The 15,012-nt window shown below is 67.9% G+C and carries 15 protein-coding genes; 8 read left to right on the top strand and 7 right to left on the bottom strand.

Annotation, left to right across the window (positions count from 1 at the left end):
* Positions 1-38: 38 nt before the first annotated feature.
* Positions 39-710 (top strand): VTT domain-containing protein, encoded by a 672-nt coding sequence (locus ACNO8X_RS06995; RefSeq protein WP_418004713.1) that lies wholly within the window; start codon positions 39-41, stop codon positions 708-710.
* A gap of 76 nt (positions 711-786) precedes the next feature.
* Here the strand turns inward: ACNO8X_RS06995 and ACNO8X_RS06990 are convergent, their stop codons facing one another.
* Both ACNO8X_RS06990 and ACNO8X_RS06985 read right to left on the bottom strand, forming a co-directional pair.
* On the bottom strand, positions 787-1,689 hold the full coding sequence (locus ACNO8X_RS06990; protein ID WP_418004712.1) for an LLM class F420-dependent oxidoreductase: 903 nt from the start codon (positions 1,687-1,689) through the stop codon (positions 787-789).
* Between the two features lie 42 nt (positions 1,690-1,731).
* On the bottom strand, positions 1,732-2,487 hold the full coding sequence (locus tag ACNO8X_RS06985) for an IclR family transcriptional regulator (protein WP_036420446.1): 756 nt from the start codon (positions 2,485-2,487) through the stop codon (positions 1,732-1,734).
* A gap of 165 nt (positions 2,488-2,652) precedes the next feature.
* Between ACNO8X_RS06985 and ACNO8X_RS06980 the strand changes: the two genes are divergently transcribed.
* Entirely contained in the window at positions 2,653-3,414 is a 762-nt protein-coding gene (locus tag ACNO8X_RS06980) for a CoA transferase subunit A (RefSeq protein WP_071285609.1), read from the top strand.
* Positions 3,411-4,064 carry a 3-oxoacid CoA-transferase subunit B gene (locus tag ACNO8X_RS06975; RefSeq protein WP_418004711.1) on the top strand — a complete coding sequence of 218 codons (654 nt, stop codon included), beginning with the start codon at positions 3,411-3,413 and terminating at the stop codon, positions 4,062-4,064. The genes ACNO8X_RS06980 and ACNO8X_RS06975 overlap by 4 nt, the downstream gene beginning before the upstream one ends.
* Here the strand turns inward: ACNO8X_RS06975 and ACNO8X_RS06970 are convergent.
* Positions 4,061-6,967 carry an RND family transporter gene (locus ACNO8X_RS06970; protein ID WP_418004710.1) on the bottom strand — a complete coding sequence of 969 codons (2,907 nt, stop codon included), beginning with the start codon at positions 6,965-6,967 and terminating at the stop codon, positions 4,061-4,063. The genes ACNO8X_RS06975 and ACNO8X_RS06970 overlap by 4 nt on opposite strands.
* A gap of 135 nt (positions 6,968-7,102) precedes the next feature.
* Between ACNO8X_RS06970 and ACNO8X_RS06965 the strand changes: the two genes are divergently transcribed.
* Both ACNO8X_RS06965 and ACNO8X_RS06960 read left to right on the top strand, forming a co-directional pair.
* Complete coding sequence (locus ACNO8X_RS06965; RefSeq protein WP_418004709.1) at positions 7,103-8,326, top strand: sensor histidine kinase; 1,224 nt, start codon at positions 7,103-7,105, stop codon at positions 8,324-8,326.
* Positions 8,319-8,996: a response regulator gene (locus ACNO8X_RS06960; RefSeq protein WP_418004708.1), complete on the top strand. Its 678-nt coding sequence runs from the start codon at positions 8,319-8,321 to the stop codon at positions 8,994-8,996. Before ACNO8X_RS06965 ends, ACNO8X_RS06960 begins: the two co-directional genes overlap by 8 nt.
* A gap of 3 nt (positions 8,997-8,999) precedes the next feature.
* Here ACNO8X_RS06960 and ACNO8X_RS06955 read toward each other — a convergent pair whose 3' ends face one another.
* Positions 9,000-9,851, bottom strand: a complete 852-nt coding sequence (locus ACNO8X_RS06955) for an SDR family oxidoreductase (protein WP_418004707.1) — start codon at positions 9,849-9,851, stop codon at positions 9,000-9,002.
* A gap of 176 nt (positions 9,852-10,027) precedes the next feature.
* Here ACNO8X_RS06955 and ACNO8X_RS06950 point away from each other — a divergent pair, with 176 nt between their 5' ends.
* The 3 genes from ACNO8X_RS06950 (at position 10,028) to ACNO8X_RS06940 (ending at position 12,059) form a co-directional block, all read left to right on the top strand.
* Positions 10,028-10,366: an intersectin-EH binding protein Ibp1 gene (locus tag ACNO8X_RS06950; protein ID WP_418004706.1), complete on the top strand. Its 339-nt coding sequence runs from the start codon at positions 10,028-10,030 to the stop codon at positions 10,364-10,366.
* 23 nt (positions 10,367-10,389) lie between these two features.
* A complete protein-coding gene (locus tag ACNO8X_RS06945; protein ID WP_090562895.1) occupies positions 10,390-10,554 on the top strand; it encodes a hypothetical protein in 165 nt (54 codons plus the stop codon).
* A gap of 107 nt (positions 10,555-10,661) precedes the next feature.
* Positions 10,662-12,059: an alpha,alpha-trehalose-phosphate synthase (UDP-forming) gene (locus ACNO8X_RS06940; protein ID WP_418005804.1), complete on the top strand. Its 1,398-nt coding sequence runs from the start codon at positions 10,662-10,664 to the stop codon at positions 12,057-12,059.
* 67 nt (positions 12,060-12,126) lie between these two features.
* Here the strand turns inward: ACNO8X_RS06940 and ACNO8X_RS06935 are convergent, their stop codons facing one another.
* The 3 genes from ACNO8X_RS06935 to ACNO8X_RS06925 are packed head-to-tail and all read right to left on the bottom strand — an operon-like array spanning position 12,127 to position 15,010.
* Positions 12,127-12,627, bottom strand: a complete 501-nt coding sequence (locus ACNO8X_RS06935) for a mammalian cell entry protein (protein WP_418004705.1) — start codon at positions 12,625-12,627, stop codon at positions 12,127-12,129.
* The gene (locus tag ACNO8X_RS06930; protein WP_418004704.1) at positions 12,627-13,355 is read right to left on the bottom strand and encodes a mammalian cell entry protein; all 729 of its coding nucleotides are present in this window, start codon (positions 13,353-13,355) and stop codon (positions 12,627-12,629) included. The genes ACNO8X_RS06935 and ACNO8X_RS06930 overlap by 1 nt, the downstream gene beginning before the upstream one ends.
* On the bottom strand, positions 13,355-15,010 hold the full coding sequence (locus ACNO8X_RS06925; protein ID WP_418005803.1) for an MCE family protein: 1,656 nt from the start codon (positions 15,008-15,010) through the stop codon (positions 13,355-13,357). The genes ACNO8X_RS06930 and ACNO8X_RS06925 overlap by 1 nt, the downstream gene beginning before the upstream one ends.
* Positions 15,011-15,012: the final 2 nt, after the last annotated feature.

Here is a 15,012-nt window from a genome sequence, read left to right as displayed (position 1 = left end):
TTAATGGAACGGCCAGCAAGCACCGGTATGTTGACCCCATGATCAGCACCCTGTCCCTCATGCCGGACTTCATGGATCCGGTCAAGCTCATCGCCTATTTCGGCACCTGGGCCCTGGTCGGGTTGTTGGTCGTCATCTTCGTCGAGTCGGGCGTGCTGTTCCCGATCCTGCCCGGCGACACCCTGCTGTTCGTCGCGGGCATGCTGGCCGCCGGCACTGCCGCTCAGGCCGAGGTCGCCGCCGAGGCCAACTTCAACATCTGGCTGCTGATGGTGACCATTCCGCTCGCGGCCATCCTGGGTGGGCAGGCCGGGTACCTCATCGGACGCTTCCTCGGCACCTCGATGTTCAAGCCCGACGCCCGCGTCCTGAAGCAGAAGTACCTGGACGAGGCGCACACCTTCTTCGAAGAACGCGGGCCGTTCGCGATCCTGCTGGCCCGCTTCGTGCCGATCGTGCGCACCCTGGCGCCGATCACCGCCGGCGCCGCGAAGATGGGCTACGCCGCCTTCACGCTGTACAACGTCATCGGCGCGATCGTGTGGGGCTGCGGCATCACGCTGCTGGGCTACTGGCTCGGCGGGTTCCCCATCGTCCAGAAGCTGCTCGAGCCGATCTTCATCCTGATCCTGGTCGCGTCCATCACGCCGATGATCTGGCACTGGTACCAGCGGCGTAAGGCTGCCACCGAGGGCGCTACCGAGGGCTGAGCCGGTCCAAGCCCGGCGCCGGGTCCACGACGCCTCGCCTCGCAGCGTCGCGGACCGGCCCAGCCGGCAGCTGGGGCTACAGCCCCAGGACTGCGGCCAACTCCCGCAGGCCTGGCCGCGGGTCGGCCGTCGGGTGCTCGCCGAGCACCTGCACGACCACGTGGTCGGCACCTGCCTCCAGATGCGCCCGCACCTTGGCCGCGGCGTCGTCGACGCTGCCCATGCCGACAACCGCACGCGCCAGTCGCTCGGACCCACCACGGACCAGATCGCTCTCGTCGAAGCCCTGGCGCAGCCAGGAGTTCCGGTAGTTCGGCAGGCCGCTGTAGACGTTCAGGTGATCGTGGGCACGACGCAGCTGTTCAGCGTCATCACCGCCGACAACCACTGCCTGCTCGGAGACGATCCACTTGTCCGGCCCGAGGATGTCCCGCGTCGTCGCAGTGGCTGAAGGTAGAACCAGGTACGGATGCGCGCCGTCGGCGTGACTGCCCGACAACTCGATCATCTTGGGGCCCAACGCCGCGAGCAGTCGAGGCGGTCGACCCACCCCGGGTTCGATGGCGTCCGGCACCGCGGCCATCCGCTCCAGATAGTTGCGCATGGTGGCGAGCGGCTTTTCATAGCTGCCGCCCATCCCGCGCTCCACCAACGGTGCGTGGCTGACACCGAGACCAAGCACGAACCGACCCGGGTACAGAGCGGTCAGCGTGCGAGCACCGGCCTCGGCGGCCGACGGAAGGCGCACGTGAATGTTGGCGATGCCCGTGCCGACCACCAGCCCGTCGGTGGCCGCGAGGAAAGCTGCCGACTCCGTGAGGCACTCCTTGCCGACCGTCTCAGGCAGGAACAGCGATCCATAGCCCATGGCTTCGATGTCGCGGGCCACGGCCTGCGCGTCGGGCATGGCCCAGCTGTCGCTGGCCCACCAGACACCGATGCGGGACGGGAAGTCGATACGCGCGCGCTGAGTGGTCACCCGTCCACAATCGCCTACCGCCACCCGCACGGCGACGCGGGGTCACCCCTGGAGCCGGCCCGACAACTCGTGGGCCTGCTCGAGCAGCAGCCGCCCCAGTTCACGCCGGCGGCCGGCCCGGAACCGGGTTTCGACGCCGGTGAGGCTCAACGCCCACCCGGGCAGGCCGCGCCGGTCGAACACCGCGGCCGCCATCCCCCAACTGCCTTCGACCAGCAGCGCGGGATTGACCGCATAGCCCGCGCGCCTCGTCTGCTCGATGCGCTTGCGGATGGCCGCCTCGGAATGCGTGGGCCCCCAATTGGTTTCGGGCTGCTCGCGGGAGAAATAGTCGTCGACGTCCGCGGCCGGCAGATGGCTGAGGATGGCCAGGCCGGCGCTGGCCACGCCGAGCGGAAATCGGATTCCGACCTGCAACACGTGGGAGCGCAACGGGAAGCTGCCCTCCTCACTGAGCACGCAGACGGTCTGATCGCCGCGGCGGGCGGAGAAAAACGCGCTCTCGCCGGTCTCGCGGGCCAGTCGGGTCACCACTGCCCGCGCCTGATCGGTGACGTCGTGGTGTTGGGCCGCACCGACACCGAGCAGGTACAGCTCGGGGCCCAGCGACCAGCGCCCGGTCTTCTGATCCCGGCTGACCAGATGTTCGTCGGCGAGTGCCGTCAGCAGCCGGTGCGCCGTGGGCCGGGCCAAACCCGCCAACTTGCCGAGCTCGGTGGTGGAGGCACCGTCGGGTTCGGCCGTCGCCACCGCCCGCAGCATCGCCCCCACGCGGGCGACGACATTCGGACCGGTCATCACCACATGGTAGGCGTTCATTGAATGAACGCCCATGGCGTCACTGCTCATCCTGTGAACACTTTTGACCTGCTTCGAGCAGGGACTTGCCATGTCAGCGGCCTGGAGTGAAAAGTGGGTCCCGCGTTTACTGAATGAACGGCATGTTTGACTGGATGGAGTGCCATGACCTCGAAGGTGTACGCCTCGGCCGCCGCGGCGGTCGCCGACATCGGTGACGGCGCCACGCTGGCCGTCGGTGGATTCGGCTTGTGCGGAATCCCCGACCAACTCATCGATGCCATCGCAGCATCGAGTGCCACCGACCTCGAGGTGTTCTCGAACAACTGCGGTGTCGACGGTGTCGGCCTCGGTGTGCTGCTCGGCCTCGGCAAGGTCCGCCGGGTCACCGCGTCGTACGTCGGCGAGAACAAGGAGTTCGCCCGTCAGTACCTGTCCGGCGAACTCGAGGTGGAACTCACCCCACAGGGCACGCTGGCCGAGCGGATGCGCGCCGGCGGCGCCGGCATCCCGGCGTTCTACACCCCGGCCGGCGTCGGCACGCCCGTCTCCGACGGCGGCCTGCCGTGGCGGTACGCGGCCGACGGTTCGGTCGCGGTTGCCTCGCCGCCCAAGGAGATTCGCGAATTCGGCGGCAAGCGGTACGTGCTGGAGGAGTCGATCAACGCCGACTTCGCCCTGGTGCACGCGCTGCGCGCCGACACCGCAGGCAACCTGGTCTTCAACAAGACCGCCCGCAACTTCAACCCGTTGGCCGCGATGGCCGGGCGGATCACCATCGTCCAGGTCGAGGAGCTGGTGCAGCCCGGCGAGATCGACCCCGACGACGTCCACCTCGCCGGCGTGTTCGTGCAGCGCATCGTGCACACCGGCCCGCAGGACAAGCAGATCGAGAAGCGCACCATCAGCGAGGGAGCCGCAAAGTGACCGCACCAGCCGGTTGGAATCGTGACCAGATGGCCGCCCGTGCCGCCGCCGACATGATCGACGGCGAGTACGTCAACCTCGGCATCGGCCTGCCCACCCTGATCCCCGGCTTCCTGACCGGCGACGTGCACGTCACGCTGCACTCCGAGAACGGCATCCTGGGCACCGGCCCCTACCCCACCGACGACGCCGTCGACCCCGACCTCATCAACGCCGGCAAGGAGACCGTGACGGTGAATCCCGGTGCGGCGTACTTCGATTCGTCACTGTCGTTCGGGATGATCCGCGGCGGCCACATCGACACCGCGGTGCTGGGTGGCATGGAGGTGGCGCGCAACGGCGACCTGGCCAACTGGATGGTGCCGGGCAAGATGGTCAAGGGCATGGGTGGCGCCATGGACCTGGTGCACGGCGCGTCGCGCGTCATCGTGCTGATGGAGCACACCGACAAGGCCGGCAACCCGAAGATCGTCGAGGCGTGCACACTGCCGCTGACCGGTCAGGGCGTCGTCGACCGGATCATCACCAACCTGGCCGTCATCGACGTGCCCGGAGACGGCACCCTGATCCTGCGCGAGACCGCCCCCGGCGTCAGCGTCGACGACGTCGTCGCGGCCACCGGCGCCGAACTGACGGTGGCATTGAGCTAACTCAGGTTCACGGCGGGTTCAGCCCGGAACACCCGACGCCCGACTGGGCGGCGCGGCGTCCGTTCCCTACGCGTGAAGGTCCGGGCCAGCACGCCCCGCACCAACGGCACCGGCGACCACCAGAACCACCGGCCGAGCAGCCCGGCGATGCCCGGCACCACGAAAGTCCGCACGATCAGGGTGTCGATCAGCAGGCCGACGCCGATGGTGGTGCCGACCTGTTCGATGCTCAGCACGTCGCTGGAGAGCATCGCAAACATGGTGATGCCGAAGACGATTCCGGCGGTGGTGACCACGCCGCCGGTGCCGCCGAACGTCCGGATCATGCCGGTCTTCAAGCCCGCGTGCGGCCGGGTCACCTCCTCGCGCAGCCGCATGGTCAGCAGCAGGTTGTAGTCCGCGCCGACGGCCACCAACGCGATCAACGCGATCGACGGCACCGCCCAGTGCAGATCCTTGCCCAGCAGGTCCTGCCAGATGAAGGCGCTCACCCCGAGCGCCGACGCGTACGACACCACGACGGTGCCGATCACCACCGCGGCCGCCACCGGACTGCGCAGCATGACGAGGATGATCAGGAAAACCAGCGCCAGCGCTACCCCGGCGAGCAGCAGGAAGTCATCGGACACATAGCCGCGAAGCTCCGCGGTGCCGGTGCCAAAGCCGGTGACATATACCGTGTTTCGGACCAGCGTGCCCTCTTTCGTCGACTCCCGAACGGCAGCCAGAATCTCGGGTGACCGTAGCGCCCCGTCGGTGCCGAACACCTTGCCGTCGCCGTAGACCAGCAGCCGCGTCGACCGGCCGTCGGGCGCGAAGTACAACCCGGCGGCGCGCTGGAAGCGCGGGTCCTGCCATGCGCGTTGCGGCAGATAGAAGCCACCCGCGCCACTGTCCTGGAAATCCGCCCGTACCCCACGCAGATAGTCGGTCAGCCCGGTGAACATGCCGCGGGTCTCGCCGACGGTCTTGGTCAATTGTGTTGTCACCGCGCCGAGTTGGTCGACGGCGGCCCGCATCGAACGCACCGACGCCTGCGCACCGGTCAGCGACCGCGCCATCTCGGTGGTGCCCGCGCTGAAACCCACCGTGCTGTCGGTCAGCGTGCCAGTGGCCGCCACCACGGAATCCATCGGTTCGACGACCCTGAGTACCAGTGAGCAGATGGCGTCGCCCGCGCAATTCGGGTTGGCGCCCGTGAAGCCGCGCAGCGGGTCCATGTACTGCGACACCGAGGTGACGTTGTCCCGCAACTGCTGCATGCCGCCGTGCATCGCCTCGATCCCGGAGCCGAGCTGCCCCAGCCCGCGGACGCTGCCACCGAGCCCGTTCTGCAATTGCGTTATCGCCGAAGAGAAGTGGTCCAACGTCGCGGACAGCTGGTTGACGGCTCCGAGCCGCTTGCTCAGCTGGGCCACCCCGTCATCGAGCTGGTCGGCGATGGTGCCGGCCTGGTCGGTCAGCGCGGCCTGCTCGGGCAGCGAGCCCGACGGCCGCGATGCCGACTGCACCATGCGAATACCGGGAATCTCCATGATCTTTCGGGTCACCCGTTCGACGGCGATGACGCCCGCCGGATCGCGCAGGTCGTGATCGGTCTCGATGGAGACGATCTCGGGCAGCAGCCGGTTGGGCGGGAAGTGCCGGTCCATGGCCTGGTACCCGCGGTTGGCGTGCGTGGTATCCGGTTGTGCGGCAAGCTCATCGAAGCCCAGGCGCACGCCGAGAACCGGGAGTGCGCAGATCACCAGGACCAGCGTCGAGGCCACCAGTACCGGCCCCGGCCACCGGGCGACGACGGTCCCGACCCGGCGCCAGCTGCGCCCGGGCACCTTGGCGGCGGCGCGCGCTCGTGGCTGTGCCAGGCCATGCCGACCGGCCAGCCCGATGAACGCCGGCAACAAGGTGAGCGATGCGAACATCCCGGTGAGAATGCCGATCGCACAGGGTAATCCGGCGCTGCGAAGCATGCCGACCTGAGCGAACAGCAGACAGGACAACGCCGCCGCGATGGTCAGGCCGGACGCGGCGATCACCGGCGCCACGCTGCGGTTGGCGACGACCAGCGCGTCCTCGTGGTCGACGCCGGCTCGCCGCTGTTCGTGATAGCGCCCCAGCAGGAAGATGCCGTAATCGGTTGCCGCACCGAGCACCATCGCGGCCAACAGGGACACCGAGAAGATCGACACCTCGATCAGGTCCCGCTCCCCCAGGAACGCGACGAATCCCCGTGCCACCCCGAGACCCAGGCCGACGGTCAGCAGCGGGATCGCCGCGGTGACCACCGATCGGTACACGACGAACAGCAGCACGGCGATCAGCACCACGGTCACCCCGGTGATCATCAGCATCTGCTTGTCGATGGCACTCAGCTCATCGGCGATGGTGGCGCCGGGACCGGTGACGTAGGCGTGCAGGCCTGGCGGCGCGGGCGCGGCCGCGACGATGCGCCGCACCGCATCCAGCGCGGCATTCGCCTTCGCCGCACCGAGCTCGCCGCGAATCCGCAGCATCGTGTAGACGGCCTTGCCGTCGGTGCTCTGCGCGCCGGCCGCTGTCACCGGATCGGACCACAAGTCCATCACCGAATCCACGTCCGTCGTATCCGCGCGCAGCGTGCTCAGCAGGCGGTCGTAGTAGGCCCGCTCCGGCGCGGCGAGCGGGTGATCGCCCTCCAGCACCAGGTAATTGAGGTTGCCGCCCGATCCGTCGTGGAACTGCTGGTCCATCTGGACACCGGCGACGTTCACCGGCGCGTCTGCGGGCAGGAAGCCACGCGCGTGGTTGTGTGCGGTGGTTTCCACCTGCGGCACAAGGAGATTGCCCGCCGCCGCGGCCAGCACCCACAATCCGATGATCAGGACCGCGAAGCGGCTACAGAATCTTGCGATGGCATCCCACATGGGAACTGAAACTACGAGCGACCGGGGTCCGGAAGCGTCGTGCTGCGGACGAGACCGGGCCTCCTACCGTGGTAGGAGAACCGGGCCGCCCCGCGAATGATGTGTAAATCCCGGCACCCGCTCTACGCTGGCGGTATGGCCTGGATCCGCGACTTCGCCCTGCGACGACGCGGCCTGATGTCCTACCAGTTCCCGTTCACCGTCCCGGTCGTCATGTACAGCGGGTCGCTGCTGGTTGCCGGCACCGCCGCGATGCAACGGGATTTCGCCCGGCCGTGGCTGTTGGTCGTCGCCATCTCACTGGTGTTCGCGCCGATCGTCGCGTTCATCGTGTTCGGCCACAAGCCGTCGACTCTAACCACCACAGCTTCGGTGCTGACGGGCGTCGGTCTGCTGCTGTTGTGCTGGCCGCCGGTCTTCCTCGACGCGGCGCCGTTCCTGCTGATGTTCATGCTCGGTGAGGTGTTCGCGCTGGGTTCGGTGCGGCACGGGCTGGTGGCCGCGGCGGGATGCGCCGTGCTCCTGGTCGGCGCCGCCCGCGCCGGGCATCTCACCACCTATGTGCCGTACCTGCTGTTCTTCCTGGCCATCGCCGCGATGATCGGCCGCATCCTGCAGTTGCAGCAGCGTCTCGTCCTGGAGGAGCGCGCGCGCCAGGCCGCCCTCACCGAACAGGCGACCGCAGATGAACGACGTCGGATCGCCCGCGAGATACACGACGTGATCGCCCACTCGCTGTCGGTGACGATGCTGCATCTGACCGGCGCCCGACGGGCGCTGCAGGAGGACAACGACGTCGACGAGGCGGTCGACGGCCTGCTGGACGCCGAGCGTCTCGGCCGGCAAGCCATGTCGGACATCCGGCAGACCGTCGGCCTGCTCGGCGCACGCGACGCGGCTCCGCTGCGGCTGACCCCCGAGCCCGGGTTGTCCGACATACCCGACCTGGTGACGAGTTTCGCCGACGCGGGATTGCAGGTGGAGTCGAGCATCGAGGTCGACCCGGCGTCGGTCACCGCCGGAATCGGCCTGGCGCTGTACCGGGTGGCCCAGGAATCTTTGGCGAACGTCGCCAAGCACGCACCGGCATCCGCGGCACGGCTGCGACTGTATGTGGAGAAAGGCACGGCCATCCTGTCGGTCAACAACGAGCTGTGGCGCCCGGTGACCAGCGGGCCGGCGGGCGCGGGACTGCCGGGCATGCGCCAGCGCATCGCGTTGCTCGACGGCGATTTCCAGGCCGGTCCAGGACCCGACGGGTGGACGGTCCAGGCTCGCGTGCCGGTCACGCCGACGGCAACCCAGCACTGCGCCATGCACCGAATCCGGATGTCACGCAACGAGACCCACAATGGCTGACGGCACAGTCCCGAAAGACGGTTCGACCGTCGACGTACTGCTGGTCGACGATCAGGAGCTCGTCCGCTCGGGCCTGCGCCGGATCCTGCGGCGTAAGGACGGCTTCACCATCGTCGGCGAATGCGCCGATGGCGACGAGGTACCCCGCGAAGTGCTCCGGTGCCGCCCTGACGTCGTCGTGATGGACCTGCGGATGAAGCGCGTCAGTGGCGTCGACGCCATCCGGGCTCTGCGCACCGGCGGCGGCCCACCGGCGTTGGCGCTCACCACTTTCGACGACGACGACCTGTTGTCCGCCGCGCTGCGCGCCGGGGCGTCGGGCTTCGTCCTCAAGGACTCACCGGCCGAGGAGCTGATCCGGGCCGTGCACGCCGTCGCGCGCGGCGAGGCGTACCTGGATCCCGCTGTCACCGCCCGCGTGCTGAACGGCTACCGACGTGCACCCGGCGTACCGTCCGACGATGTGGCCGATCGGCTCACCGCCCGCGAACTCGACGTGCTGGAACTGATCGGATCGGGCGCGACCAACGCCGAGATCGCCGGCAGGCTGGTCATCTCGGAGGTGACGGTGAAGAGCCACATCGGGCGCATCTTCACCAAGCTGGACCTGCGGGATCGTGCGGCCGCGATCGTCTACGCCTACGACCACGGCGTCGTCGCGCCGAAGTAGGACTCAGTCGGCGAACACACCACGCATGGCGTCGGCGCCGAACATCGGCTCCATCATGGCCGAGAAGTCCGGGCCACGGCGCAGCTTCTGGCCGCCGTCGACGTTGATCAGCTGGCCCGTGATCCACTGCGATGCGTCACTGAGCAAGAACAGCGCCAGGTTGGCGACGTCCTCGACCTCGCCGGCCCGGGGCAACGGGGTGCACTGCTGGTAATCCTCACGCAGCGGCTCGAATTCGAAGATGCTGGCTGCCACCAGGTCGGTGCGGATCAGGCCGGGACGGATGCTGTTGGCCCGCACCCAGGAGGCGCCGAGCTCGTCGGCCGCCAGCTGCACGAGGTGATCGAGCGCAGACTTGGTGACGCCGTACGGACCGAACCAGCGGTGGGTGTTGCTCGCCGCGATCGACGAGATGCCGACGAACGATCCGCCGCCGCCGCGCACCATCTCCCGCGCGGTGCGCTTGACGACGTACATGCTGCCGTTGACGTTCAGGTCGACGGTCTGCCGCCACATCTCCGAATCCAGGTGCGTGACGGGCCCGACGGTCAGCGAGCCACCGGCACAGTGCACGGCGCCGGAGAGCTTGCCGTTCCAGGCGGCGGCGGTCGCGACGGCGGCGGCCACGTCGTCCTCGTTGGTGACGTCGGCGGTCTGGCAGCGGATGGCGCCCGGTCCCCCGGCCGCCGCAATTTCCTCGGCGGCGGACTGCAGCGTGGCCTCGGTGCGGCCGACGATGAGGGCGTTGCCGCCGGCGGCCACGACGCCTTGCGCGATGGCCTTGCCGATTCCGCTGCCACCGCCGGTGATCAACACGGTCCGATCCGTCAACCAACCCTGAACTGAAAACTGCACCGACGTACTCCTCATAGACAGATCGACGGGGACTCGTCCTGTATACACTTTTCGAAAGTTGTACACAATGCTGGTCGGGCGCCGATTTCCCATGTACACCCCGGACCACACATTCCCCGTCCGCCACACAGCACCTGGGCGTACCCTGAAATTTTCCTTGACGAAAGCGTGACGCCATGAGCATCCACCCGATCCACCGGCGCCTCCTGGTGGCCGGCGGCTTCGCCATCGCGACGGTCGCCGCACCCGCGGTTTTCGCTCTCGGCAGCCCGGCGTCCTCCGCATTGCTCGGAGACACCAACTGCCCGCCGGGAATGACCGAAAACCCGGTCAGCGGTTCATGTTTCGAGGGCGGCAACGACCAAGCCCCCGGACCGGTGTCCGGGCCGTCCGACCAACTCGGCGAAGTCGACGGAATTCCGTGCACCGGCCACAACACAGGCGAATGCATCGGCCTCTCGGAGAACGAGGCACCCGAGGTGCACCCGCACTCGTCGGTGAGTTCCAGCCCGTAACAACAGTCGCCTAGAGTTGTGTAATGCCTGCAAAAACTGATCCCGCAGATATCGGCGACGTGGAGCCCCTGGCCGACAGCACCGCCCGTCAGGCCCGCCGGGTCGTCGCCGCGTACGCCAACGACGCCGACGAGTGCCGCATGTTCCTGTCCATGCTGGGTATCGGGCCCACGAAGCTCGACGCGTGACGGCGCGCGGAGGCAACGACGCTGCTGCCGGTTCCGCCGCGACTCCCAAGACCACCAAGGGCGGTAAGGCCGCCAAGCAGTCCACGGTCGGCAACTCCGACTTCGTCGTGGTCGCCAACCGGCTGCCCGTCGACATGGAACGGCTTCCGGACGGCTCCATCACCTGGAAGCGCAGCCCAGGCGGTCTCGTCACCGCCCTGGAGCCGTTGCTGCGCAAGCAGCGCGGCGCCTGGATCGGCTGGCCCGGCGTCGCCGACAGCGACGAAGAGCCGATCGCTCAGGACGAGCTGACGCTGTGCCCGGTCAGCCTGTCGGCCGACGACATCGCCGACTACTACGAGGGCTTCTCCAACGCGACACTGTGGCCGCTGTACCACGACGTCATCGTCAAGCCCACCTACCACCGCCACTGGTGGGACGCCTACGTCGCGGTCAACAAGCGCTTCGCCGAGGCCACGGCCCGCACGGCAGCGCAGGGTGCGACCGTCTGGGTACAGGACTACCAACTGCAGCTGGTACCCAAGATGCTGCGGGAACTGCGTCCCGACCTGACCATCGGGTTCTTCCTGCACATCCCGTTCCCGCCCGTCGAGCTGTTCATGCAGATGCCGTGGCGCACCGAGATCATCGAGGGCCTGCTCGGCGCCGACCTGGTCGGCTTCCATCTGCCAGGCGGCGCACAGAACTTCCTGGTGCTGGCCCGCCGGTTGCTCGACGCCAACACCACCCGCCACACCATCGGCGTGCGCTCCCGGTTCGGCGAGGTGACCTACGGCAATCGCACCGTCAAGGTCGGCGCCTTCCCCATCTCGATCGACTCGGCCGCGCTGGACGCCCAGGCCCGTAGCCGCACCATCCGGCAGCGAGCCCGTCAGATCCGCGATGAGCTGGGCAACCCGCGCAAGATCATGCTGGGCGTGGACCGGCTGGACTACACCAAGGGCATCGACGTGCGGCTGCGGGCGTTCTCCGAGCTGCTCGCCGAGGGCCGCGCCAACCGGCACGACACCGTGCTGGTGCAGCTCGCCACCCCGAGCCGGGAACGGGTGGAGAGCTACAAGGTCATGCGCGAGGACATCGAGCGCCAGGTGGGCCACATCAACGGCGAGTACAGCGAAGTCGGCCACGCGGTCGTGCAGTACATGCACCGGGCGATCGGCCGCGACGAGCTCATCGCCTTCTTCGTCGCCGCGGACGTCATGCTGGTGACGCCCTTGCGCGACGGCATGAACCTGGTCGCCAAGGAGTACGTGGCCTGCCGCAGTGACCTCGGCGGCGCGCTCGTGCTCAGCGAATTCACCGGTGCCGCAGAGGAATTGCGGCAGGCGTACCTGACCAACCCGCACCACCTGGACGGGGTCAAGGACGCGATCGCCGACGCCCTGACCCAGTCCCCGGAAGAGGGACGACGTCGCATGCGCGCACTGCGTCGTCAGGTGCTGGCCCACGACGTCGACCGCTGGGCCCGGGCGTTCCTCGACGCCCTGGCGCACACCCGCGACTGACGCCGCGACCGTACAAACAATTCAGGCCCCGGAGCTGCCGCTCCGGGGCCTGAATCATGTTGGGGTGCTAGAAGATCGGCGTCATCTCGTCGATCAGCCACTTGCCGTCGATCTTGCGGTAGTCGACCTTCAGCCGGCTGCCCTCATAGTTGGGCTGCTTGCGCTCATCGGTGATGACCCGGTTGACGAACGCCAGCACCGACCCGGTGTCGCGGTGCGACGCGATCATGCCCGCGCCGACCACATTCACCTGGCTGATCAGCTTGCGCTTCACCGCGTCGTTGAAGATGTTGTTCTTTGCCGTCAGTTCCTCGTACCGCTTGCGGAACTCCGGCGTCATCAGCGTCAGCGCCTGCGTTGTCGAACGCTGCACGCTGCTGTACTCATAGCCGAGAATCTGCGGGATCTGAGACTTGGCCAGGTCGGGCAGTTCCGCCGCGGCCTCCTGCTCACCGGCCAGCTGCACGTGGTTCCAATACGCCGAGCCGCCGAGCGCCCCGAGCGCCACCACGGCAACCGCCAGCACCGCTCCGAGTACCGTCGTCAGGACAGTGGACAACCGGCTCATCAGTTGCCTCCGTCCGGGTATTTGATGTCGTAGGCGGCCATGTGGCCGCTGTCGTCCTCACGGATGAACACGCGCTGCCGGTAGGGCGTCGACGGCTGGTTCACCCCGTTGATGTCGGTCAGGGTCACCCGGACCGTCACCAGCACCTTCGCGATGTCAGAGGTGTTGTCGATGCTCTCCAGCGCCGCCGCGGTGATGACCGCCTCCGAGTTGGCCTGAGTCTGCTTGAACAGGTACTTCAGGTTCTCGGCGTTGTTGCTCTGGTTCATCATGTCGCGCAACGGGCCGGGGCCGATGCCGTTGACGAAGCGGTTCACGCTCTCGTCGACGGTCTTCTGCGTGTAACTGAACATGTTGACCACGGTCTGTTTCGCGGTGTCCACGAACCGCTGATCGCGGTCCTGCGTCGCCTCGATCTGTCCGTTGCCGTGCCAGAGGAACCAGGTGCCGCCGGCCAGCGCCGCCACCAGGACGGTGACGACCGCCAGGCCGATGGTCGCGACCAGGGACCGGTGCGGTTGCCGCCGCGGTACCTGGATCGCCGAACGTACCGACTTGGTGGTTCCCGATTCTGTTGATGTCTTGCTGGATGTCGACGGAATCGCCACATCGAGCACTGTTGAAGCCTCTGCTGAGCCGCTGCTGCCGGCGGGCCGTGAGGCCCGCCGACGCACGCGGCTCACCGGCGGCTCCGACGTCTCGTCCGTCGCAGCCGGTTGGTCACTCATCAAACCTGCCTTGGATCCTTCATCAGGTCGACCCAGGACTCGCCTGTGTCGCCATTACTCGAGCCGGCGTTGAACACTCCCGTACCGCCGGCAGGGTCTGCGAAGACCCCGGTATTCGCATCGTACGTCGTACTCTGCGGTCCCTTCGGTCCGCTTGCCTGCGGCTGACCCTCGGGTCCAGGCGCCGGCGGGTTGTTGATCGCGTACGGCGGAGTCACTTGATCCGGCGGCGCGAAGAACGGCCAGGGCAGCGGCTGCGGACCCGGATCACTCGGCGGGTACGGCAGTGGGAACGGCGCGTTGGGCGCAGGTCCCGGCCCGGCGGGCACCCCCGGCGGCAACTGCACCGACGGCGGACCCGGGTCGTAGTCGGCTCCCGGCGGGATCATCGGGAACCGGTTGGGCGGGGTGATGTTCCGCGGGTCGTTGACCGGAGTGTCGTACGGCACTGGCGGGCCACGCCACGGGTTGCTGCCGATCGGCACGTAACCCCGCGGGTCGCGGCAGATCTGGACCGTGGGGGCGCGCTTGCCCGGGTACTCCATGCAGGGGTAGTTGCGGGCACCGCGGACGGTGCTCGGATCGCTCTGCGCGGTCTTGCAGTACAGGTCGTTCGGCAGGTCGCGCACGGTGGTGTCAGCCGGTGTGCGGATCTCCGGAGCCGGGACGAAGCCCGTCATGCAGGGCGGCTGGCCGAGGCTGATCTTGAAGTCCAGCTTCGCGCCTTCGTCGATGGGCAACCCACCGGCGTCGGTCAGCAGGGCCGCGATCAGCGCCGGGAAGATCACCAGCGCCTGCTCGATCGACTTGTGGTAGATCACGCCGATCCGGCCGAAGTTGGCCAGGTTGGCCGCCAGCACCGGGAACGTCGGACGGATGCCGTCGAACGTCTCGTTGACGGTCTGGACGGCGCCCGGGACGGTCTTCAGCAGCGAGCGGATCTGCGGGTCGGCCTGGGCGGCCTCACCGGTCAGCGTCGCGAGGCTGCTCGCCATGGTCTTGAGGTCGGCGCCGGCACGGATCTGCGCCTTCAGCAGCGGGCCGGCCTGGTCGAGCAGCTTGTTGATCTCGTCGGTGTTGGCGTTGGCCTCGTCGACCAGCAGCCGCGACGACTGGATCATCCGCGACAGTTCCGGACCGGATCCGTTGAACGCCTTGAACGACTCCCGCAGCAGGTCCTGCAGCCGCGTGTTGCTGATGCTGCTGACCAGACTCTGGGCCTGGTTGAGCAGATCCACGATGTCCTGACCGACCGCAGTCCGGTCGACGCCGATGGTGGCGCCGTCCTTCAACATGTTCTTCGACGGGTTGGCCGGCGGCACCAGATCGATGTACTGCTCACCGATCGCGGACACGCTCTTGACGGTCGCGGTGACGTTGTCCGGCACCGGGGTGTCGGTGTTCAGCCGCATCTGGGTCGTCACGCCGTTGTCGGTCAGGCCGACATTCTGCACGCGACCGACAGTCACGCCGCGGTAGGTGACGTTGGCGTTCTGGTAGATGCCGCCACCGACCACGAACTTGGCGTCCACGTGGTAGACCCCCAGGCCGAGCGCGGCCGGCAGGTGCAGGTAGGACGTCGTGATCAGGGCGAGGCAGATGATGGTGACGACACCGAAGATCGCCAGCTGGAAACGCGCAAGACGGGTCAACAACA

This window comes from Mycobacterium sp. PDNC021 (assembly GCF_048282635.1).
GTDB classification, from domain to species: Bacteria; Actinomycetota; Actinomycetes; order Mycobacteriales; family Mycobacteriaceae; genus Mycobacterium; species Mycobacterium llatzerense.
This window is presented reverse-complemented; position numbering and strand designations above follow the sequence as displayed.